The following is a 20,569-nucleotide window of genomic DNA, read 5'->3' on the forward strand; positions in this document are numbered from 1 at the left end:
GTCGTGTCGCCTGACAACGGTCAGGTGCCCGAGCCACTCCAACTCGACGAGCGCGGGCGGGCGGTGCGACCTCTTCCCAAGTTCCGCGAAGAGAGCCTCCTGGGAAATCTGACCGCGGTCGACTGCCACGAAGAGCGTCCGGACGATCTCTGCGGCTTCCGCCTCAGGGAACGTTTGCGCAAGCCACCGGTGTCCGACATCCGGGCACAGAACGCCGAAGCAGTCGAACACGACGGCTTCATAGCGCATGGGCACCTCCGCTGGAGCCTCGGGCCGCGTGCTACGGCGCGGCCAGACGGCCCAAGATGCTTACGGCAAAAAAATGCGGGCGAACTCGGATACCGAGCCGCCCGCGGGATGTCGTCCCATGCACCCCCGTGACACGAGACGTTTCCAAAGACACCATCGGCCGTTGCAGCCGGTGCCGCCTTGATATGGATCAGGCAGCATCGGGGGAGTCTTCTTCCCGTGGCCGCTCGCCGGTGAGCGAGCGGAGGAAGTCGGCGGCCTGGCTCGCCTTGCTCGCTGCGGTGACGATGGCGCGGGGATCATCTTTGAGAAGCGAAACCCATGAGCTGATGTACGAGGCGTGCCGCAGCTCGCCATTGACGCCGAGATGGGCGCAGAGGAACGCCGACGTTAGCTCGGCGATCAACTCCTCGGCCGCGTACGCCCGGGAGCCGAAGCGGTGCCGCAGATCTCGATTGAGGCGAGTGGCGAATCCGCTCCAGTGACCCAGCTCGTGCAGCCCGGTCGCGAAGTAGCTCTCGATCGTAGTGAATGCCGAGCGCGGCGGCAGCTGGATGAGATCGAGCGACGGGACGAAGCACGCGACACTCCCACCATGGCGAATGTCCGCACCGGTCGCGTCGATGAACCGCTGCACGTCACTATCAAGCGGAGGTGGCACATCCTCCGGCGCTGCGATCTTCGCGGGTAGCCCTTCGATCTGGGCGACGTTGAAGACGCAGTAGTTCCGCAGCATGCTGATCCGTTTCTCTTCGTCCTCCTCCGTGATGGTAAGGTTGCGGGTGAAGACGATGTGGGTGCCTCGTTCGCCTTTGCGGACGTTCGCGTTCAAGGCGAGCGCCTGGCGGAAGGTCATCCACGCCGGGTCGGCGTATCCGGCACGCTTGGCTGCGTGCCAGAGGATCGGGATGTTGATGCCGCTGTAGGTGCGTCCGGTCGTGATGTTGGCGGGGAGCAGTCCGAGGCTCGTGCGCCGTTTCGTCCGCCACGGCTGCACCCACACGGGCACGCCCTTCTCCAGATCCTCGACGATGCTGCGGGTCACGCTTTCGTAGAGTGCGGTCATCTGCATGACCGCCTCCTACGCAAAGTACGCGAGCACGATCGCGCTCGCGACGGAGTTACGCCCGCACGCCTCACACCGGCCGCTGTCCTCGTCGCGATCCGTCCGGGTCGTGTGCGAGCAGCCAAGTTCGGTGCAGATGGCGGGCACGATGGCAGCGTGGGTGCACGCTGTGAGCATGCCCTCGACGGATGAGTATCCGGCCGCTCTGGCGAGCGTCCTCAGCTTTCGGTGACGTTGGTCGTGTGAAAGATCACGCATGTGACTCTCCGTTCCGCGGGGCCGGCATCCGATGCGGGTGCCGGCGGACGGGACGGAGGCGCTGCTCTGATTTTACCGCACGGCCTCACTTCGCACGCATTTCGAAGCGCCTGTGGGGGTACGGGTGGGGAGAAGCCAGATGAATGCAGAGTGGGGCGTTCGGGCGCTGGGGATTTCGCTTCTTGTTTCAGCGGCGGTTCTGACGGCGTCTGTCTTTGCGCTGTCTCACGCCATCGCAGTCCAATCACCACACGAGCAGCAGACTGCACACGCCACTGCGCGCTGATCGAAAGAAAGAGCCCCGCTTGTGGCGAGGCTCGACGTCAAAACGGTCGCACTGGTGGGGGCGCGGAAGCCCATGCAGTAGCACTCCTGCGGCACGTCTCCAGACGTAGCCCATGGGCGGCGCTTGCGATGCTCAAGCGGTTCTCCGCCCGCGTCATGATGGCTGGCGACCGGCTGAACGTCAGTCGTTGAGAGACGTGTTCGCGCTCTCGTGCGGTTCGCACCCCGGCGCGATGTCCTCGCTCTCTTCCGGTGAGATGTGACGCGCTCCGCAGTTCGGGCAATCGTCGTCGCACGTCGCGTCCCAATCGTCCGACCAGGTGCAATCGCACGTGGGGCAGCGGTAGTGATTACGGAACCGCACCATGGCTTGCTCCTCAGATGAGGCCGGCGAGCACGAATGCGCTCGCGACCGAGTTCTTGGCGCACGCCTCGCACCATCCGCGATCCTGATCCGGCTCCATCTCGGTCGTGTACGAGCAGTCGGGATCGGTGCAGATCGCCGGGGCGATGCTATCCGTGACGCGGTCTTGCAGCATCGTGTCGACGCTGGTGTATCCGGCACTCTCAGCGAGCGCCTGCAATTTCGCGGCCTTCGCATCCTGTGAAAGAACACTCATGTATTCCTCCGTCGCGCTAGTCGACATCCGAGGCGGATGCCGACGTGCGGGACGGAGGCGCTGAACAAATTGTACCGCGGCAGACGTGAGATGACCGGCCGCGACATGTCGCGAAATGCCGCGGCTTGCCGCACCGGGTGCGACAGGCCTCGACAAGCGGCGACAGATGGCGGGGTAGCCAAGGCACTGTCCGTGAAATGCCGAAATGTGCCGCCATCAGCCTCGGGGAAGCGGGAAGGCGGCCGATCACGTTTTGGTGCGGCGTTCGTGCACGGGCGCACGCAGCGGCACATGGCGCACCATCGCGAACGGTTTCATCACTCCGTGGCCATGGCAATCAGTCCGGCATGGATTGGTATCGCGTCATCAAAACCATTCGCGGCCGGCGATACGTGTACCTGCAGAAGACCTGGCGGGCCGGTGCATGCGTGCGCTGCCACTCGCGGTACATGGGGCCAGCGTCACTCCGGGCGATCGGCTATCACGGCACGTTCGCAAAATTCGAGTGGTTCGATCGTGCCGAATGCGGATCGAACACTAAGGCCAATGATGCTTGCGAGGGATTCTTCTTCGCCTCGAACCGGCGCGTGGCGATCTCTTATGCCTCGGCCGAGGTCGCCGCGGAGCGGGGCCTCGATGCGACGATCGCGAAGATAGAGCACAGGGTCACCGAGGCCTTCGGCGTTGATTGGCGCGAGGTCGAAATGACGCTTGACGGAAATGGATACGACAGCGATCCAGAGATGAAGAGTCTCGCGCGAAACTATCTCGGCCGGCTGAAGCGGGCGCAGACCCGGTTTCGCGACCTGCGCGAACGCGGGATCTTCCGAGAACTCCGGCCGTCGAAACGCGGCGACGTGAAGGAGCGTCGTCTCGTCATAGAGCGTCCCTATTACTACGACATGGGCTGTCGCCGGTACGATCCGTACAGCTACGAGGACGCGATCGAGGCGGCAAAGGAGAGCGGTCATGATGGGGTGGTGATCAAGAACACGTATGACGGCTACAGTTTCGCGATGATGACGAACCCGACTGCGGCCGATCTGACCGACGTCTACATCGTCTTCGACGAACGGCAGATTGTGGAGGCGGCATAAAGAAAGCCGCCCGAGAATTGGGCGGCTGCGGAGCAATGGCTCCGTCAGAAGAACACGCGCTCGCATTGGAGCTCGTCCTGAAGCGCGGCGAGCATTTCCCATTGCTGCGCGGTGATCCCTTCCGTGAGAAAGCAAACTACGTTCTCCAACCCAGCTTGGTGGGCGGTGAGGACTTCGAGCGGTTCCCGGACGAGGTGAAGCTCTCCCGACGTCGCCCGGTTCGCGTTGAAGATCACCCCCTCGGGATGGAAGTTGTTGGGGAAGGTGAGCACCGGCTGCTGGTCGCCGATCGCCCGGCCGCAGTAGGCGAGCAAGGTGCCCGCACGGTCGTGGATCGGGATCGCGAGCCGGCTGCGCATGATGCCCTTGCCGGCGTATCCCGCCCCGAACTCCTTCGCGGTCTCCGGCGAGATGCCGAGAGCCTGGACGCCGTCGTGCTCGGGGACGAGGTAGTCGAGGGGCCGCAAGGCCGTCGTTCCTGGGGACGGTTGGGGGGCTGGAACTGTTCCGGGAACGGTACCGTTCCGTGTGCGGGGAACTTGTACTGTTCCGGTGCGCTCCGCGAGGAAGGCGGCAGCCTCCTTGGGAGGGCATTGCCGAACGTGGGCGACTAGAGCGATCTGGTCTCCTCCTTCGCGCTTGGCGAAGCAGTAGAAGCCCTTGGGAGGGGTGACGACGAGCGTACGGTCGTTGCCGGCGTGAACTGGGCAACAGCCGCGGTATTGGTGCCCGTGCTTCTTAAGCGTGAGACCCAGAGCTTGGATCACCTGGTCGAACCCGACCTTCGCTTTCAACTCCTGGAAGTCAACGAACGAGGGCATGTGTGCCTCCTTTCTCCTATGTACATTGTCTCATGGGAGAGGGGAGGCAGCCGTCGGCCGGATGCTACGATGTGGACAGAAGTGAGTGCAGGCGGAGGCGCGGGACGGCCACCAATCACGCTCGGCCGCCTGCACTCAGGGCAGGAGAAAGCGAGAGACGAATGGTGGACGTATCGCGCGCACTGCCGGCGCGCTCGCGGCAGCGGGAAGTCCGGCGGCCGAAGTACCTCGCCCGCGCCAAGGTCGGATCGGGATGGCAGACGATCGGCGCAGCGTGGGAGCTGCGCAACGGCGAGGAAGGACTCTCGGTCAAGCTCAACAGCATCCCCGTGGGAGCGTGGGAGGGACAGTTCGTCCTCATCCCTCCGCTCCAGAACGGGGAAGCACCCGATCCTGAAGAGTAGCGGTCGGGCGGAAGTACGGGGCGGCGGCTAAGCCGCCCCGGTCTTTTGCGTGCATGTGCGAGCCGTGTGGCCTTCGGTGTCGCAGATCGAGCAACGCATTTTGCGCGGCTCCCGCGCGGTGCCGGATAGCAGCACGGCGAGTTCCGCATCGATCTCCTCGCGTTTGCCGATGAGATCTTTGACGCGGGCGATCTTGTCGTCGAGTGTCATTCGCATCACCTCCCTTCGATTGTGTCGAGGTTGATTGGAGGGAAGCCAGCCCGCTGCCAAGGGTCGGTCAGCATGTGGCCGGTCGGTGGAGCAAGGCGCTCCGGAGCCGTGAAGCTCGGGACGTGCTTGAAGAGGAAGTGGGGCGAGCCCTTGCCGCCCGTGAGCTTCAGCAGCAGCGCGATCATCGACGTCATCCGCCGTTCGGTCGTGGTGACGAAGGGAATGAAGAAGGTGCTCACGCCGAAGTGCGACTCGTACGTGCGGGCCTTAAGGACGGAGAGGTAGTCCTCGAACTTTCCACGGATCGACGACCGCTCAAGGTCGGCGGCATCGACGGGCTCGGTGCCGGTGTCCGCCTCGAACCCCGGAAAGAACCGGAAGGCGGACTTCGGCGAACCGGCATACTCGATGATAAACGGCTCCCAGTCGGGGACAATCGAGCTGCCGCGCGGAAGCGGGATCGAAGCGGCGGGACTGCCGGTCTCGGCCTTGATTCGGTTCCAATCGATGAGACGAAGATCCGGAGATCCGGCGATCCCGATGTGGATGGACGCCGCGATCATCGACTCCATGAGCTGGTGGGGAAACGGGCTCGCGCGCCGGTGAGCAAGGGCATGACCGCGCTCCCGCAAGAGTGCCTTGGCCTGGGTGCCGTTCGCGTAGACCAGGTAACGATAGTTCGCGTTGGCGCATCTCCGCTGGCCGTCGGGGCGGCTGAGGAAAAAATTTGGGGGCGACCACAGAAGATTGAAGCGGGAGCGGAGTGCGGCAAGATTGCCCCCGATGAGGGCGTGAACGTAATCGAGTGGCAGCACGCCGAAGCGGTCGAGCACGGCGAACGCCTCGATATCTCTGGGATGAATGCGAGCTTCCTTCTTCTCGCCGTTCTTGCCGAGAAGAGGGGCGGGCTTCCATCGCGATCTATAGTGACGGGTCGTGAGTGTTTCCATGCATGGTGGAATACGCTCAATAATGCTTTGGTCAACGTAACCAATACTGCGGAACGCGCAGCTATGTGGCGCTATGCAAAGCAATGCGCTCCGAGAAATATTTTACCATTTTCCCACGGACGCATCCGGAGCCTTGGCACTCTCCGGTGCCGGCGCCGGTTCCGGGGCGGCGGGCTTACTATCGGACGCCTCTGCAGTCGCGGCGAGCGCCTCTGGCGTTTCGCGAGTGACGGGTAGCTCGTCGGCCCGATACGCATATCGCGCCCGGATGCTGGCGATCAGGTCAGCGTGGCGATGTGCCGTCAGTCGCGGTTGCGCTTCGAGCGTTCCGAAGGGGACTTCGAGACGGATGGCGCAGCTCGTGTGGTTCCGGACGTAACAGGCGAACTCAGTAGATCGCGGCTTCTTGTGCATCGACCGGATGAAATCACCGGTCGAATTCATGTCGGGTGCGAGGGCGCGGGCGTCTCTGTCCGAAATCCCACCGGCAAGCTTGATGCTGGTGTTCGCGGCGATCGACGAGCGCAGAGCCGGGGTGAGCTGGTCGAGGTGCTGGTGGGCGAGCACGACGCCGACGTTCATCTTGCGGGCCTGCTCCAGGAGGGTCTGGATGTTCTCGTCGAAGTACTCCTGGGCCTCGTCGATGATGAGGTAGCAAGGCGGGCGTTCGGGGGTGGCGACGCGCTCGAATGCCGCCCGGATGGCGAGCGCGATGGCATACCGGCCGAAGAGCGCAGAGGCGTCCGATTTGAGCAATGACTTGCTCGTGTTGATGAGGACGATACGACGGTTCTGGATCGCCTCGAACATGTCGAGCTTGTTCACCTTCGAGGAGAACATGCGATCAAAGCTCGGGACGCTGAGGACGGAGTACAGGCGGCGGGCGATCTGCTGTTTCAGGTCAGCGTACTTCTTCGTGAAGAACTGGTTCTCGAAGTAGGCCTGGGACGTACGGTCGAGACGCCTGATGTGAGGTTCAAAGCGGCTCTGCTGGATGGTCGCCGCGGGCTCTTCCATCAGTTCTCGCAACGTGTGAATGGTCGCTCCTTCAACGGAGAGAATAAGGCGGGTCACGAAGGCGAAGGCGGTGCTCTGCCGCGATGTCATTTCGGCTGCAATCGCGGCAAAGATGTAATTGTAGAGTTCGATCACGCTCGCTTCGATCTGCTCTCGGTGCAGGCGCGAGTAACCGGAAAGTCGGCCGTTCGCTGCGTCGAACATGTTGAGGGCTGGCGGATGCTCGATGTCCTCCGGATCGATGAGGACGACCCGATCGGTTATAGCGCTCCCGAAATCGCGGGTATGGATGGTGTTCAGCATCTCGCCCTGGCTGTCTATGACGATGAGGGCGGGCTGCGTGTCGCCTCGGAGGTCACTCAGGATCAAGTGCTGCAGCAGCTGCGTTTTGCCATGGCCCGATCCGCCGATGATGTGGGTGTGCTCCATGCGAACCCGCTCGGGGATCACGAACGGAACCGGCGTGAGGAACAGGTCGAGTAGCGGAGTGCCGTTGAGATAGGTCTGCGCGAGCTCTTCCGGCGAGAGGTCCGAATCGTCGGCCGTCAGCAGCGGCTTCTTGGGCTCGGTGTCAGGCGGAATGCCTGAAGCGGCCCAAACATTGTCTGCGAGCTGGTTGCGGAGCTTCGTGAGAATTCCTGCGTCGCCGATCGCCGGGTCGGCAAGTGCGTTGGTGAGAGCGGCAATCAGAGCGCCCGGCTCCGGCAGGAGCACGACCAGCGGCACGAGAAACGATGCCTTCGCGGCTGGAAGGGGAGGCAGATCCTTGATGATGCCCGCGATAAGGTTGCCGAGAGCGAGGTAGAGCTTCTCGATGACCTTGTCCTGGTTGGCGAGAAAGTGCTCCTTGGCGCGAAGGAACCGGGCAAGGTCGGTCTGTTCCTTCATCGAGAGCCGGGCGTTCGGCCAGTCGATGTCCGGGAAGCTGAAGATCACTTCTTCGTCGGCGATGATCGCCCGCTGGCAACGATCGAGTGCCTGTCCGATTGCGGGACTGGACGGAAGGGATACGACCTTCCCGACACCGTCGATGACAATCGAATGGAACCGGCCAGCGGCATCCGACTGAGAGAAGACACTCGCTTGATACGTGGCCTGTACCCGACGATACAGCTCAATCGTGCCAGTGAGGTCGCGCGCTGCCTCGTCAGTGAAGCGGCGAAGAAAGGGCGTATACACCGGGTGGTCAGATTTCAACGATCTCCTCCCGGCCGTCGAACGTGGACGCCAGCGAAAGGTACTTCTTAATGAACTCGGCGGATTCGCAGATCGCGTTCTCCGCTTCAATGAGTTCGCCAAGGCTCTTGCATTCGATATGGACGCCCTTGATCAGGCTCTCGATGGTGATCCGCAAGGCGAGGGCCATCATCGTCGCGCTCGCGGATGCGCGGGCGAGGCGGTACAGGCTCTTTCCGATGCTGTTGACCGGCTTGTCGCTACGAAGACCGGCGAACCCCTCATCCCGGACGCCTTTCAGGTGTTCGGTGAGCGCCTCGGAACTCGCCGTGCGAGCCTTGCTGTCGTAGACGATGATGCTGCCGAGTCGATATTTTCGTACTAGTTCCAGGTCGGCGCGCGGGAGTGATACGCGCGCATCCACCGTGAATATCACCGCGCCCAATACAGAGGAGCGTTGTGAGCGTTTCAGCTTGAGCTGGATCGTTTCGACCGATGAGGCGGACGGGATCTCGGGAACCGGAGGAGGCGCGCCGTCGCCGGCAGAAATCGTGGCGGGGAGAGCGGCAATGGCGCCGAGGTTTTCGGGAATGTATAACTCGAGATTTTCGGTGGAGGCTTCTCGTTCGATCGGGACAGCGGGGGACGAAGAATCATCGAAGGTGTTTTCGGTCGTGTCTTCGAGCGCCGCCGCGGCGGGAGGTTCGGACAATGGCGTGAGAGGTTCCCCCAGAGCCACGGGGCTGGCCACGGTGCGTGCCTGCGTACTCGGGACGTGTTCGTCCGGCTGAAGAAGAGGAGTCGACGCTCCGAAAATGGCAGCTGCATCGGTGCTCTTTGTGGACGTTGGAGCGGCGAGTTCGGCGTCCGATGGTTCCCCTTGGGAAAACGACAGGGTCGGATGGTGGTCGACCAGCCAACCTCCCGCGAAAGCTACGCCGCAGAGCGCGAGCGACCAGGTCACCAGCTGGGGCATGTCCGCCGCCGGTGTCGTGATGTAGGCCGAGAACATGGCTTTCGCGAGAAGGGTGAACACCGCAGCGAGCGCGGCAGGAATCTCCCAGTCGAACGAATGATCGTGAGCGGCGTATTCCGATGCGAAGAACTTCCCGATCAGAATCAGTGTCATCGGGATGGGGAATATGGCGGCAAAATAAATGACGAAACGGGCGCGTTCGGACGTCGGCAATTCCGGGCCCGGTATCGAGAATATCCACGACGCTGCGATTGGTGTTGCGACCACGAAGGCAACAATGCTCGGTCGCAGATAGTGATCGACCGCCTCCGGTCGGCAGGTCCGGATGACGTAAAGGAGGATCGGCACCGATAACACTACGCCGGCGTTCCCGATGAGAACGAGCAGGATGGCGTCGAAAGTTCGCCAGAGTTCTGCGGACGGAAGCGGCATGTCGTCGGGCCCAAGCGTCGGGTAAATACAGCCGGTAGTGCACGCTCGCGTCAAGATCGCAGCGCGGAAAGTCACCACTTGCGCTTAGTATTCTTGCGGCGCGCGGGCTGGGCAGATTTCAAAAACCGGACGATACGTTCTTCTACGGACGATCGTGCGCGTGCCCGGGTCGCGCGGCTGAACGCGATAACTTCGGCAGAGAGATCGGGGTCTGGGCTGGGAAGCGGGTGCGCTCGTAATGTCACCGGTCTGCTCGGACTGCCGGAAATCAAGAACTTTCCCATAGCCCGAAAATTTGGCAGCCCCTGCAGCGTATCGGGGTTTGGCCAGCCGAGATGCTTTGCGATGAACGGCGCATCCTCGGCGCCGACACGGAACGCCACAAACGATGCGGCATTCGCGAGGACGGATTTGCGTAGAAGTTCGGGGACCTGGCCGAGGAACTGGTTACTCAAACAGAGCGTCAGCCCGTACTTTCTCGCTTCCGAGAGAATGAGGCTGATGCTCGCGGTGGGGAAGTTCTGGAACTCGTCGACGTACAGATGAAAGACCCGCCGTTCCGACTCCGCGATAACACTACGCGAGATCGCCGCCTGTGCGATGGCGGAGATGAGCAGGCTGCCGAGGAACGCAGCGTTGCCCTCGCCGAGCACACCCTTCGACAAGTTGGCGACGAGGATCCGCCCTTCGTCCATCGTCTTGCGAAGGTCGATGAGATTCGGCGACTGGCAGAGCACGTTCCGGACGGCAGGATGTGCGAGAGCGCGTTCGACCTTGTTGAGCACAGGATCGATGCGCTGGTCGAGGTTGCGATCGGCCCAGTATGGAAACTCTTCGCGCCAGAAATGTGAGGTCAGAGGATTGCGCGATTGCTTGACGACCGAGTCGCGGAAGCGCTCCTCGGTGAGGATGCGGACAATACCGAGGAGGTCGGAACCTTCGGTGTCGAGCAGCGCGCGGACGCTGTGGAGCAGCAGGCGTTCAAGGCTCGGGCCCCAGCTCTCATGCTGCCAGAGATGCTTGAACGCTAACACTACATTGTCCGCCACGGTGTCGCGTTGGTCTTCGGCGACATCCTGGAGAACATTGAACCCGACGGGGCGGTCGAGATCGGCCGGATTGAAATAGGTGACGTGCTTGACCCGCTTCGCGGGAACGTATGAAAGCGCCTTCTCCGCATCCTGACCATGGGGGTCGATGAACGCGAGCCCATGGCCCTCGGCCATGTCCTGACGGATCAGGTTCACCAGGAATGTAGATTTGCCGGTGCCTGTCGCGCCGAGCACATACAGATGGCGCCGCCGGTCATCCTGCGAAATAGCGAAGACCTCTTTGTGCAGAGTCTCCCCGAGAACGAGCGGCGTCTGATGCATGGTCAAAGAGGAGCCCCGAGTGAGGCACCTCGGTTGCGATGCGCTCGGAGCAAAACACCGAGCACAGGTCCGAAGCGGTAACACTACAATCCGAAAGGGGATCGTGCGTCACGGCGACCCAAAATCTGCCGAGTTTCGTTCGCCGGTCTAGTCGGGGCTCGATCTGGCCACGCTGTGGCCAAAAGAACTGCCCATCCCTCATTATATCGCGGCCGCGGCAGCCCGAGCGCCGGAATCGAAAAAACGCGCGACGACGAATCGAGAAATTTCGATTTGGCGACTTTTCAAACATTGCAGCTCGACGAACTCGGGAAAACGACGAAATGGCCGCAGCATCGCGAGCGCGATCGGCAATCTCGCGACCGCGATGCTGGAGGGGAACAATGGAACGGTCGCCGGTAGGGAAGGGAACGGCTCCCGTCCTGGGAAAATCGCTCCGCCCACTGTTCCGTCGTTGGCTCGCAGAGCCACGACTTCCCTAGCTTGCCCCTGGGAATGTGTGTCCCCCTCAGAAGCGGAGAGCCGATCCGAACGTCAGTGAGGTCGATTGTATCGGCTCGCAGCGACAGGGGGACACCATGACCAGTGGCGGAGCGCGAGTGCCGTAAGGCCGAGCGGAAGCTAGGGAAGTCGTGGCTTAGAGCCCGACGGACAGTGGTGCGGAAAGGTAGGAAATATGGGCTGAATCGCCGATTTCGTGCGATTTCGGCCTATGTGAACAGGAAACAGTGGCGTTCACACAGACGTTCGCAGTGCTTTTCGTGGCTCATTCCGATCGTCTGCGGCGGCGGAACTGAGGGGACTGCATGTCATTTAAGAGCGGCGGTGTTGACAGATTCCATGCTTCGTGGCGCGGTATAGTTCGCCGAGAACAACCACGCTCACAGGCTCTCCAAATGTCGGTCGGGGGCGACTGCACCAAATCGGCGGAGGCGTGACGTGTGGCGTACGTTGCGAACGACGATCGCATCGTCGCCGGCATTGTAGAATATGACGTAGCGATAGGGGAGGACGGGGAGCACTCGAACCCCGGGAACGTCGGTCTCGATCGCGAGCAGGGGAAATTCGCTAAGCCTTCGCACGGCGGCTTGAATGGCCGCACTTACGTGAGCGGCGGCTGTGACGTTGTCCTTTTCGATTGAGGCGATGATCTCGTCGATTTCGGCGAGGGCCGTTTCCGTGTAGCGAAGCTTCATGCTCGGCCAAGGTTGAAGCGCTCGAAGGTCGCCTTGATATCCTGATCAGAAGCAAAGCGACCGGCCTCAACATCGGCCTGACTGCGGTTGAGAGCGGCGCGGTCCTCATCGTCAACGTGGTAGACCGCGCTGTAGCGGTTCTCGATGTCCGTCATCACGCGGATCAGTTCTTCCTGAGCCGCCGCCGGCCACTCGGCCGTTCGTTCGAGAAGGTTTCGGATCTGCACCTCGGTCATATGCGGGAATTGTAAAGCAGATGAGGAAATCCGCAATGAAGGCCGCAAACTTTGACATCTCGGTTGGGGCGTGTCGCGAAATAGATATTGTGCGACACCATGCGGAGGCGTTTTTGTCAATGGCTCCCCTTCGGTGAATCGAAGGGTGAATTTCATCTTGAACAGCAGTAGTCAAATCGAGGGCTGACGGGTCGGGAGCGCGATGTGCCCTTCTTAGGGCGCCCGGCTGATCGGCCGGCTCAGGGTAATCAAAGCTCTGTGGATCGGCCGTTTCTTTCTTCCCTGAGAACACACTCCCCTGTGTTGAATATACAAGAAGATATTAGAGAGCGCGGCTCGTTCCGAGATGGCGCACAACAGAGCCATTTCTCGGCATCCCGAGTGCAAAAATCTCGGGTCAGAACCCACACTTTCTCGTGTCAGAACCCACACTCTCTCGGGTCAAAACCCACAGCCCAAGGACGTTAAAAAACGGCTCAGTCGAGCCGGTCTCGTGTCAGAACCCACACCTCATCGACCTGCGAGCCATTGCTCGAATGGAGCGATTCGGTCGCTGTACCGCTGTGCCGTCGCATCGGCACGCTTGAACTCGAACATCATCTTCTGGAGAGAGCCTCTGAGGCCAGCCGTCCCCTTCCGGGCAATCTCCTCGATTTCCGTCTGCTCGGGGGCGGCGAGGGTTGCGAAGATCGCATTTGCCTCGTTGCGCCGATAACTTTCGTAGGCGTACCGTTGCCGCTCTTCGTCGTCTCTTTGCCGGCGCGCCGCCTCCCGGGCGGCTGCGGCCTGGTCCGTGGCTTGGCGCGCCATGTACGGAGCGATGTACTGCCTGAGGCCGCCAAGGGTCTGTACATCGAAGCGGGTCGCCGCTGCCGCGGCGAGGGCAAAATCAAGGAAGCGTGTGGCATCGTCGAACGGAATTTCTGCGAGGATGTCCTTTGCCGTCTCTACGTCCTTCGAATTGACGTATGCGATCGAGGCGGCGGGCTGGCCTGTGCGTTTTTCCGCGAAGAGGTACGCGAGTTTCAGGGGTTCCCCGACCTCCTTCTGCTGGGGTTCGAATTGGGCCTCCACGCGGCCCGCCTGCTGCCGGCGGTAGAAGCGAGCATAGTCCTCGAAGAAGGTGTTTCCTGGTCGGAAGCTGACGACCCAGCCGCCTTGCGATTTGCTCTTGGCCTTCGCGAGCGTAAACGAAGCGAGGACGCCTTCCTCAACGAGTTGGGTGAGGTGCGTGCCGATTTGACGGCGAATATCGGATTCGTACCGGAGGACAGTAAGCCCACCGAGCCACTCTGCGCAGATGTCGTCGTATCGCTTGACGAACTCCAGGTGGCTCCCATTGGCGCCCGTGTACAGGTTTGCGAAGTGAAAAAAGATGCGCATGTACAGCGCCTGTCCGACGGTCCCAAGGCGCTGCATGAGTGCGTGGTTCAAGCAAGTGAAATGCTCGTCCTCCAGGGAGCGGACGATCGGTGCCGCGAGCGTGATAGTGCATGCCTCGATCGGATCGCTTGGAAACTCCCGGCGTTCGATGAGGATCTCCGGGAAGACGGTGAACGAGTGCTCCTGAAATGTGCCCCCTGGCTTTTTGAAATGCGTTTTGACGAAGGTGTAATGGATCTCATGGAGGGCGCGTGAGAGTTGCTCGCTGTCGCGGCCGCCCCAATCCTTGCGGCCGATGAGCCGGCCGATCTCCCGCTTCGTGAAGTGGATTTCTGATCGAACCGGTTTGCCGTAGTCGGAGTGCTTCTTGATCAGGGCGACGAAGATTTTGTGTGCGAGTGGTCCTGGCTGGCCGAGCTTGGGATCGGGGCGGATCACGATGTGCTTGTCGACAATACCGCTGTTGAGTTCGATTTCGGCTGTGCGCGTCACGGCGCTCTTTTGGTCGTGGCAGAACAGAGCACCGGCGATCCTCAGGAGCGTGCTCTCCATGTAGAGTTTCGAGCTTTCGATGCTCGCTGGCTTCTCGGATCCCGTTGCCTTCCGTTCCATACGTACCGCTCATTATAGCGGCATCAACGGGACACTCAGCGCGAGCGTGTGGACAGGTCAGTATGCCGGAGGAGAAGGCGGATCGATCGGACGCAGCGGGTCGGGCGGCCGGTTCTGCTCTGATGCGCCGAGCAATGGGAGCAGCGGCGACAGCAGTCGGTGCAAGCTTCCCACGAGCACGTTCGTTTCCCTGTTGCGTTCGGTCAGCTCTTTGATCTGTGTGTCCTTCGTGACGATCTGTCCGCGGAGGAACGCGTTCTCGCGCTCGATCGCCTTCACGTAGCGCTCCTCTGCGGCGACAGGCTGCGACAGGTTGGGGCTTGTCGGAGCTTGTCGCAGCTCGTCTTGCTCGACTTCATTACCGCGACCTGTCGCGACAGGTCGCGACTGGTCGGGACTTGTCGGAGTCTCCTGTCGTGGCCTGTCGCTCGGCTCTACAGCGGCGCCGGAAGGGGCGACAGGCTGCGACATGTCGTGGCCTGTCGTGACTGGTCGCACCTCCTCGATGTATGCGATGTGCTTCGCGACCGACTCAGGATCTATGAGGTACTTCTCACCGAATGGGGTTTCGATCCGACGGCAGTCTAGGTGTCCCTTCGCGCAATAGCGCTGAATGCTTCGGGGAGTGCGCGGATGCCCGGCGTGCTCATAGCGAGCGAGCGCGTCCTCGATCGTGAGAGTGAAGTCGCTGTCCGAGCGAAAGGTGGGTTGTCGTGGGCTGTCTTCGCTGGTCGCGACCTGTCGCGACAGGTCGGGGCCTGTCGCCGTCTCTTGTCGCAGGTTGTCGTCGCTCATGCAGTGATGATAGCGCGGCGCAACCAAGCGTGGCCGGCTTATCCCCAAAGCGCTTGATAGGGAAGAAATCCGGGTGGTCGCCGTGGTGTAGAAGTGGCGGGGCTGGCGATGTGATTTCGTTCAACGAAAATCTGATCTAGCGATCGACGCACTGTTGGCAGATGCCGTATTGGCCCGCACCAGACGTAAACATCTCGAATGGTTGTCCACAGTGGATGCAGCGGGGTCGCGTATCGCATCCTGACAATCCAAGCCGTGCCAGTCGCTCGTTCCGCTCACGCATCCATTCTTGCTTTCGTTGAGCTGCGGCGTCTGCATCGACCTGTGCCCATTTCCAGTCGTCATCAGCCACGGGAGCCTCCGTCCGTCGGATCATAAGGTTCGAACTGGAGGAACGCTGCATCGAGCGGGGAAAGAACCGTTGCTGAATTGGGAAGCCCCGGGTTGGACCCCGGGGCTCCACCCAATCAAGAAGGAGATGCGTTGGCGCGTGAAGCGACACGCTCGTCTATCCATGCTTCCACTTCATCGGCGACCCACGCGACTCTGCAGGCGCCCAGCCGTACCCGCAGGGGGAATGAGCCGGCGACTTCGAGCCGCGCAATGTGCGCGAACGAGTAGGGCACGCCATAGATCGATTTCAATTCCTTCTTCGATACCAGTTTCCGTGTCATCGGACACTCCCTCGTGAGAGGGAGCATCGCGATGCTCGCCAGGAACCAGCTAGCGGGCAGGGCGAACTATACGCTTCACGCTATGAGGGTGAAAGGCGTTCTCTGCGCTTCGGTGAATCTTTTGCGTCGGGACGGTCGCCTGAAAGCGACCCATACTCGGATTGAGCGCGCATCAGTTCCAACAAGTGAGATTATTTCCGCGATCTGAAATCGTCGAGCAGATCGGCCCACGCCTGCATCAGCTTCACGCGCTCCGGCCAGTAGGTGGCGCGGTTATAGATCCGCCGGATGACGTTTTCGTCCTGGTGACCGAGCGCGGCCTCGATCACATCCGGATCGAAGCCGCGGGCGTTCAAGATCGTGCTCGCGGACGAGCGGAAGCCGTGGGCGGTCATCTCGTCCTTCTCGTAGCCCATGCGGCGGAGCGCCGAATTCATCGCATTCTCCGACAGCGGGCGTCGGTTGGAGCGGATCGACGGGAAGACGAGTTCGCCGTGGTCGGAGAGCGGCCAGATTTCCTTGAGAACTGCCATGGCCTGCTGTGAGAGCGGGACGTCATGGGGACGGCGCATCTTCAGCCGCTCGGCCGGAATGCGCCATCGCGCTTTCTCAAAGTCAATCTCCTCGCGGCGAGTGCCACGCACCTCCCCGGGTCGCGCGCAGGTGAGGGCAGTGAGCTTCAGCGCCGCCGTGAGGGTCGGCCAGCCGTCATATTCGTCGATCGAGTTCATGAGCGCCCCGAGGTGCTTCTCGTCGACGATCGCGGGGCGATGCTGGACCTTGGGCGGCTGGAGGGCTCCCTTCAGGGGAAGGGTCGGATCGGCCTCGGCGCGCAGCGTGACGATGGCGAGGCGGAATACGCTGCCGATGGCGCCGCGGAGCCGCCGAGCGCTTTCGCGACGGCCACTCTTTTCGACACGGCGGAGCACGTCGAGGATCTCGGCGGGCTTGATGTCGGCGATCGGACGGTTGGCGAGCGGGGCAGCTAGGTCCTGAAGCAGCCAACGCAGCTTCTTGACCGTCATCGAGGCCGCCTCGTTCGCCTCTTTGTTCGCAATGTACTCCTCGGCCACGATCCCGAACGTGTTGCGGGTGGCGGCCTCGGCCGCGAGCCGATCCTGCTTCTTTTGGATTGAAGGATCGGTTCCGTCGAGCAGGAGGCGTTTTGCATCGTCGCGGCGGCGCCGGGCTTCCGCCAATTGCAGCAGCGGGTACGGCCCGAAGGAGAGGAGCTTCTCGCGTCCGAGGTAGCGGTACTTCAGGCGCCACAGCTTGCCGCCGCTCGGGCTAACGACGAGGTATAGCCCGCCGCCATCGGAGAGCTTGAACGGCTTGTCGCGGGGCTTCGCGGCACGGATCGCGGCGTCGGTCAGCGACATGGGGGTATCGCCTCGCGCTGGGGGTATCGATGACCCCGATTCTACCCCCAAAATTCTGAGTAGCAATGTTCGCGCATGAGTCGCCATGCGCACGGAAGGAGCGCGCAACTCACTGATTGCGGGGCATTTTTGAGGATTTATGGAGAGCTATGCGCAGGGGTAATGGTGCCCAGGGGCGGAATCGAACCACCGACACCGTGATTTTCAGTCATGCAGAAGTGGATTTCGGCGAACGCCGGCGGACGTCATGAATTGAACAAGCTGTTGGCGGATCAATGGAAAGTATTCGACCTCGTTCGGAGCTGTTCGTGGGCAGCCGGATCATTCTGTGTCCCCCGTGTGTCCCCGAAAACTGCAGTCACGGTCTCCGGCCGATCGTCACGGGATCCGATGGCCATGCGAAAAACACTGACAGACGTCCTGGTCAGGGGTGCGAAGCCGCCAGGGACCGGGCGCCTCGAATTGACTGACGAGCGGTGCTCGGGCTTGGCGTTTCGTGTCACGGCTGGAGGCGTTCGAACCTGGTGCTTCCGCTTTCGCGACCCTCGGTCGGGCAAGACGACCCGCGCGACGATCGGAACCTATCCGGATGTTTCATTGGCTCGCGCCCGCGAGCGCGCCGAGGATCTTCGCCGTGAGGTTGCGGACGGCCGCAACCCGGTCGCGCGAAAGCGGCAGGAGCGGGCCGAGGCGCCGACGAAGACATTCCAAGCTCTCGCAAATCGCTACCTCGACGAGCACGCCCGGCGGTTCAAGCGTTCCGCGGATGCCGACGAGCGAAACCTTCGCCTTCATGTCCTTCCGGAATGGAGCGATCGTCCGTACGACCAGATCGCTCGCCGTGATGTGATCAGCCTCGTGGAGAAGCTGGTCGCTGTCGGAAAGCCGGTCCTCGCGAACCGGGTGCATGCGCTCGTCTCGTCGATCTACTCGTTCGCGCTCGACGCTGATCTTGTCGACAGAAACCCCGCCGCGAGGCTTCGAAAGCGCGGAGTCGAGACAACGCGCACGCGTGTTCTATCGGATGATGAGCTGCGCTTGTTCTGGAAGCGATCGGTGCTGCCTCCTGTGTCGAAGCCGGTCGGTCTTGCTCTTCGCTTGTGTTTGTCGACTGGGATGAGAGCTGGTGAAGTCGCGGGGCTCGCTCGTCGCGAACTCGTGTTCCTCGAGGACCCGATACGCGCCGCGGCCTTGATTCCGGGCGATCGGGTCAAGAACGGCCAAGCCTGTTATGTGCCGTTCGCCACCCTGGCGCTCGATACGATACGTGAGGCGATCCGCATGGCTGGCGACAAGAACGACCATGTGTTTCCGTCGCGCACTATCGATGGGCCGATCGACGGACATGCACTCGCAGTGGCGATGAGCCGCCTTGCCGACGTGGTCCCGGATGGCTTGCCCGGTGCAGAGACCTGGAAAGCGAGCCCGCCGACACCACACGATTTGCGGCGGACGTGTGCAACACGATTGGCAAGCCTCGGTGTCGCGCGTGAAGACGTGTCCGCAGTTCTGCATCACATCAGAACGGACATCACGGGCCGTGTTTACGACCATTACGAACGTGCCAAGGAAAAGCGAGCCGCTTTGGAGCTTTGGGCTTCCTTCCTTGGCCGGATATTGGAAACCGGCTGCGCTCCTGATGTCAACTCGCCGGATCGGCAAGCGTCGACGATTGATGCCTGAGCGAATCGTTGAAGAAGCCGCAGCCGATCAGCGTCCGAGGGCTCCGCAGAGCGAGAGATCGGCGCATTCGCCGTGACGGGATTGGAGGCTGAGAGAGAGGCTCTCGGCCGGCCCGTCGTGGGGATGCGCCATGACCCGGATGCAGGCGAGTGCCGCGGCTCGCGGCCGGACCGCGAACGACCGGACCAACCTTTACGAAGAGATCACGACGACGATCATGGCCGAGCTCGCGGCCGACCGCGTGCCGTGGGTTCAGCCGTGGGGATCCTCGGCGGTGCGGGCGCCGCTCACGATGCCGAAGAACGCAGCGACGGGACGGCGGTACTCCGGGATCAACGTGCTCATCCTGTGGGGCGCGGTGGTCGCGCTCGGGTTCTCGTCGCAGAGCTGGCTCACATTTCGTCAGGCGCTCGCGCTCGGCGGCAGTGTCCGCAAGGGCGAACGGGGGACCACGGTGGTGTTCGCCGATCGCTTCGTTCCCGACCGCGAGCGCGAGCGGGCGCGCGAGACCGGCGAGGATGCGCAGGCCATCCCGTTTCTCAAGCGGTTCACGGTCTTCAACGCCGAGCAGTGTGACGGCCTTCCGGACGGGGTCGCGGCAGCGGCTCCGCCGGTCGAGACCGGCCTGATCCTGCCACAGGCCGAAGCCCTGATCCGCGCCACCGGAGCGGACATCAGGATCGGCGGCGATCGCGCCTTCTACGACGTGACGGCCGACACCATCCGGGTGCCGCCGCCGCAGGCCTATTTCGAGCCGGTGAACTGGCATCGGACCGCGCTGCACGAGCTCGGGCACTGGTCGGGCGCCAAGCACCGGCTGGCCCGCGACCTGTCCGGATCCTTCGGCTCGAAGATGTACGCCCAGGAGGAGCTCGTCGCCGAGATGACGGCGGCGTTCGCGTGTGCGTCGCTCGGCATCGTGCCGACCGTGCGGCATGCCGACTATCTCGGTTCCTGGCTCGACGTGATGCGGGAGGACAATCGAGCCATCGTCCGCGCCGCTTCGGCCGCGTCCAAGGCCGCGGACTATCTGCTCGCCTTTCAGACGGACCTCGACGCTCGCGGCTCCATTTCGGCTCCGGATCGTCGGTTCACTGGTCACGAGCACGCCGACGCGATCTGACCCTCCGAAGCCCGCACCACAGGAACGGCCGCTCTCGGTCCGAGGGCGGCTGTCTGCGCCGTGACGGATCAGCGCCACGGCAGATCGTGGCATCCGTCGCGGAGGCACGACGATGAGCAAACGGGATGGTTCGGACGCGTTCGATTACGCCGAGTACATCGAGAGCGCACTGCGCACCGAGGGCGGACATCTGTCGATCGGCCGCGGGGGCTTCACGATTCATTATGCGCGCGGCGCCACGCTCAGCGGCTACGATTGCGATCACGTGAAGGCCTGCTGCATCGCTGCGGGCCTGCCGGTCATCGACAGCCGGACGGTTCCGTTCGACGACGTCGTGCGCCTCGCCGTCAGGGGTCCGATGCCGGCGGTCGGTGAGGATCCGAGCCCGCAGCCGTGGCACGCGTTCTCCTACGTCCCGCTCGCCGTGCTCGCGGAGGCGTACCGGGACGCCGGGGCTGAGGTGTTCAATATCGCGGCTCCCGCGGATACCGTGCCGCCGCGCGAGTGAGAGGTCGGCGAGCCGATCCGTGACGGTTGGAGGTCGGAGAGAGAGG

At 62.4% G+C, this 20,569-nt stretch carries 20 protein-coding genes; 5 read left to right on the plus strand and 15 right to left on the minus strand.

Features of this window, described 5'->3' with window-relative positions:
• From ABTU92_RS04615 to ABTU92_RS04625, 3 genes are all read right to left on the minus strand, one after another.
• Positions 1 to 249 (minus strand): hypothetical protein (locus ABTU92_RS04615; RefSeq protein WP_408088115.1); only part of this gene is annotated, 249 nt, incomplete at its 3' end.
• Positions 250 to 439: 190 nt separating this feature from the next.
• Positions 440 to 1,321 carry an ArdC family protein gene (locus ABTU92_RS04620; RefSeq protein ID WP_408088117.1) on the minus strand — a complete coding sequence of 294 codons (882 nt, stop codon included), beginning with the start codon at positions 1,319 to 1,321 and terminating at the stop codon, positions 440 to 442.
• A gap of 914 nt (positions 1,322 to 2,235) precedes the next feature.
• Positions 2,236 to 2,478 carry a hypothetical protein gene (locus ABTU92_RS04625; RefSeq protein WP_111355288.1) on the minus strand — a complete coding sequence of 81 codons (243 nt, stop codon included), beginning with the start codon at positions 2,476 to 2,478 and terminating at the stop codon, positions 2,236 to 2,238.
• A gap of 347 nt (positions 2,479 to 2,825) precedes the next feature.
• On the opposite strand from ABTU92_RS04625, the gene ABTU92_RS04630 reads away from it, so the two are divergent.
• A complete protein-coding gene (locus tag ABTU92_RS04630) occupies positions 2,826 to 3,575 on the plus strand; it encodes a hypothetical protein (RefSeq protein WP_408088119.1) in 750 nt (249 codons plus the stop codon).
• 44 nt (positions 3,576 to 3,619) lie between these two features.
• On the opposite strand, the gene ABTU92_RS04635 is transcribed toward ABTU92_RS04630, so the two are convergent.
• A complete protein-coding gene (locus ABTU92_RS04635; RefSeq protein WP_408088121.1) occupies positions 3,620 to 4,396 on the minus strand; it encodes a CHC2 zinc finger domain-containing protein in 777 nt (258 codons plus the stop codon).
• Positions 4,397 to 4,557: 161 nt separating this feature from the next.
• Here ABTU92_RS04635 and ABTU92_RS04640 point away from each other — a divergent pair, with 161 nt between their 5' ends.
• On the plus strand, positions 4,558 to 4,800 hold the full coding sequence (locus tag ABTU92_RS04640; protein WP_111355285.1) for a hypothetical protein: 243 nt from the start codon (positions 4,558 to 4,560) through the stop codon (positions 4,798 to 4,800).
• 27 nt (positions 4,801 to 4,827) lie between these two features.
• Here ABTU92_RS04640 and ABTU92_RS04645 read toward each other — a convergent pair whose 3' ends face one another.
• The 11 genes from ABTU92_RS04645 to ABTU92_RS04695 form a co-directional block, all read right to left on the minus strand.
• Positions 4,828 to 5,010 (minus strand): hypothetical protein, encoded by a 183-nt coding sequence (locus ABTU92_RS04645; RefSeq protein WP_408088124.1) that lies wholly within the window; start codon positions 5,008 to 5,010, stop codon positions 4,828 to 4,830.
• A gap of 5 nt (positions 5,011 to 5,015) precedes the next feature.
• Positions 5,016 to 5,960: a hypothetical protein gene (locus tag ABTU92_RS04650; protein ID WP_408088126.1), complete on the minus strand. Its 945-nt coding sequence runs from the start codon at positions 5,958 to 5,960 to the stop codon at positions 5,016 to 5,018.
• A 102-nt stretch (positions 5,961 to 6,062) separates the two neighbouring features.
• Positions 6,063 to 8,174 carry a type IV secretory system conjugative DNA transfer family protein gene (locus ABTU92_RS04655; protein ID WP_408088128.1) on the minus strand — a complete coding sequence of 704 codons (2,112 nt, stop codon included), beginning with the start codon at positions 8,172 to 8,174 and terminating at the stop codon, positions 6,063 to 6,065.
• Complete coding sequence (locus tag ABTU92_RS04660; RefSeq protein WP_408088130.1) at positions 8,164 to 9,561, minus strand: hypothetical protein; 1,398 nt, start codon at positions 9,559 to 9,561, stop codon at positions 8,164 to 8,166. Before ABTU92_RS04660 ends, ABTU92_RS04655 begins: the two co-directional genes overlap by 11 nt.
• A gap of 71 nt (positions 9,562 to 9,632) precedes the next feature.
• A complete protein-coding gene (locus ABTU92_RS04665; protein ID WP_408088132.1) occupies positions 9,633 to 10,940 on the minus strand; it encodes a type IV secretory system conjugative DNA transfer family protein in 1,308 nt (435 codons plus the stop codon).
• Between the two features lie 875 nt (positions 10,941 to 11,815).
• A complete protein-coding gene (locus ABTU92_RS04670) occupies positions 11,816 to 12,130 on the minus strand; it encodes a type II toxin-antitoxin system RelE/ParE family toxin (RefSeq protein ID WP_408088134.1) in 315 nt (104 codons plus the stop codon).
• On the minus strand, positions 12,127 to 12,366 hold the full coding sequence (locus ABTU92_RS04675; protein ID WP_111355278.1) for a hypothetical protein: 240 nt from the start codon (positions 12,364 to 12,366) through the stop codon (positions 12,127 to 12,129). Before ABTU92_RS04675 ends, ABTU92_RS04670 begins: the two co-directional genes overlap by 4 nt.
• Before the next feature lie 510 nt (positions 12,367 to 12,876).
• Positions 12,877 to 14,301, minus strand: a complete 1,425-nt coding sequence (locus ABTU92_RS04680; protein ID WP_408088136.1) for a hypothetical protein — start codon at positions 14,299 to 14,301, stop codon at positions 12,877 to 12,879.
• A 117-nt stretch (positions 14,302 to 14,418) separates the two neighbouring features.
• Positions 14,419 to 15,156 carry a hypothetical protein gene (locus tag ABTU92_RS04685; RefSeq protein WP_408088138.1) on the minus strand — a complete coding sequence of 246 codons (738 nt, stop codon included), beginning with the start codon at positions 15,154 to 15,156 and terminating at the stop codon, positions 14,419 to 14,421.
• A 467-nt stretch (positions 15,157 to 15,623) separates the two neighbouring features.
• On the minus strand, positions 15,624 to 15,830 hold the full coding sequence (locus tag ABTU92_RS04690) for an AlpA family transcriptional regulator (RefSeq protein ID WP_111355312.1): 207 nt from the start codon (positions 15,828 to 15,830) through the stop codon (positions 15,624 to 15,626).
• A 191-nt stretch (positions 15,831 to 16,021) separates the two neighbouring features.
• Positions 16,022 to 17,209, minus strand: a complete 1,188-nt coding sequence (locus ABTU92_RS04695) for a tyrosine-type recombinase/integrase (RefSeq protein WP_408088140.1) — start codon at positions 17,207 to 17,209, stop codon at positions 16,022 to 16,024.
• 396 nt (positions 17,210 to 17,605) lie between these two features.
• On the opposite strand from ABTU92_RS04695, the gene ABTU92_RS04700 reads away from it, so the two are divergent.
• From ABTU92_RS04700 to ABTU92_RS04710, 3 genes are all read left to right on the plus strand, one after another.
• Complete coding sequence (locus ABTU92_RS04700) at positions 17,606 to 18,892, plus strand: tyrosine-type recombinase/integrase (RefSeq protein ID WP_408088235.1); 1,287 nt, start codon at positions 17,606 to 17,608, stop codon at positions 18,890 to 18,892.
• Positions 18,893 to 19,022: 130 nt separating this feature from the next.
• On the plus strand, positions 19,023 to 20,015 hold the full coding sequence (locus ABTU92_RS04705; RefSeq protein ID WP_408088142.1) for an ArdC family protein: 993 nt from the start codon (positions 19,023 to 19,025) through the stop codon (positions 20,013 to 20,015).
• A gap of 112 nt (positions 20,016 to 20,127) precedes the next feature.
• Entirely contained in the window at positions 20,128 to 20,523 is a 396-nt protein-coding gene (locus ABTU92_RS04710) for a hypothetical protein (protein ID WP_408088144.1), read from the plus strand.
• Positions 20,524 to 20,569 lie beyond the last annotated feature (46 nt).

Origin of the sequence: Rhodoplanes sp. SY1, from assembly GCF_046000175.1 — a bacterium.
GTDB lineage: Bacteria > Pseudomonadota > Alphaproteobacteria > Rhizobiales > Xanthobacteraceae > Rhodoplanes.

Excerpts from the sequence above, each read along its gene's own strand:
- ABTU92_RS04620 (WP_408088117.1), bottom strand. The coding sequence starts at position 1,321 with ATGCAGATGACCGCACTCTACGAAAGCGTGACCCGCAGCATCGTCGAG.
- ABTU92_RS04625 (WP_111355288.1), bottom strand. The coding sequence starts at position 2,478 with ATGAGTGTTCTTTCACAGGATGCGAAGGCCGCGAAATTGCAGGCGCTC.
- ABTU92_RS04630 (WP_408088119.1), top strand. The coding sequence starts at position 2,826 with ATGGATTGGTATCGCGTCATCAAAACCATTCGCGGCCGGCGATACGTG.
- ABTU92_RS04635 (WP_408088121.1), bottom strand. The coding sequence starts at position 4,396 with ATGCCCTCGTTCGTTGACTTCCAGGAGTTGAAAGCGAAGGTCGGGTTC.
- ABTU92_RS04640 (WP_111355285.1), top strand. The coding sequence starts at position 4,558 with ATGGTGGACGTATCGCGCGCACTGCCGGCGCGCTCGCGGCAGCGGGAA.
- ABTU92_RS04645 (WP_408088124.1), bottom strand. The coding sequence starts at position 5,010 with ATGACACTCGACGACAAGATCGCCCGCGTCAAAGATCTCATCGGCAAA.
- ABTU92_RS04650 (WP_408088126.1), bottom strand. The coding sequence starts at position 5,960 with ATGGAAACACTCACGACCCGTCACTATAGATCGCGATGGAAGCCCGCC.
- ABTU92_RS04660 (WP_408088130.1), bottom strand. The coding sequence starts at position 9,561 with ATGCCGCTTCCGTCCGCAGAACTCTGGCGAACTTTCGACGCCATCCTG.
- ABTU92_RS04670 (WP_408088134.1), bottom strand. The coding sequence starts at position 12,130 with ATGAAGCTTCGCTACACGGAAACGGCCCTCGCCGAAATCGACGAGATC.
- ABTU92_RS04675 (WP_111355278.1), bottom strand. The coding sequence starts at position 12,366 with ATGACCGAGGTGCAGATCCGAAACCTTCTCGAACGAACGGCCGAGTGG.
- ABTU92_RS04680 (WP_408088136.1), bottom strand. The coding sequence starts at position 14,301 with ATGGAGAGCACGCTCCTGAGGATCGCCGGTGCTCTGTTCTGCCACGAC.
- ABTU92_RS04685 (WP_408088138.1), bottom strand. The coding sequence starts at position 15,156 with ATGAGCGACGACAACCTGCGACAAGAGACGGCGACAGGCCCCGACCTG.
- ABTU92_RS04690 (WP_111355312.1), bottom strand. The coding sequence starts at position 15,830 with ATGACACGGAAACTGGTATCGAAGAAGGAATTGAAATCGATCTATGGC.
- ABTU92_RS04695 (WP_408088140.1), bottom strand. The coding sequence starts at position 17,209 with ATGTCGCTGACCGACGCCGCGATCCGTGCCGCGAAGCCCCGCGACAAG.
- ABTU92_RS04700 (WP_408088235.1), top strand. The coding sequence starts at position 17,606 with ATGCGAAAAACACTGACAGACGTCCTGGTCAGGGGTGCGAAGCCGCCA.
- ABTU92_RS04705 (WP_408088142.1), top strand. The coding sequence starts at position 19,023 with ATGACCCGGATGCAGGCGAGTGCCGCGGCTCGCGGCCGGACCGCGAAC.
- ABTU92_RS04710 (WP_408088144.1), top strand. The coding sequence starts at position 20,128 with ATGAGCAAACGGGATGGTTCGGACGCGTTCGATTACGCCGAGTACATC.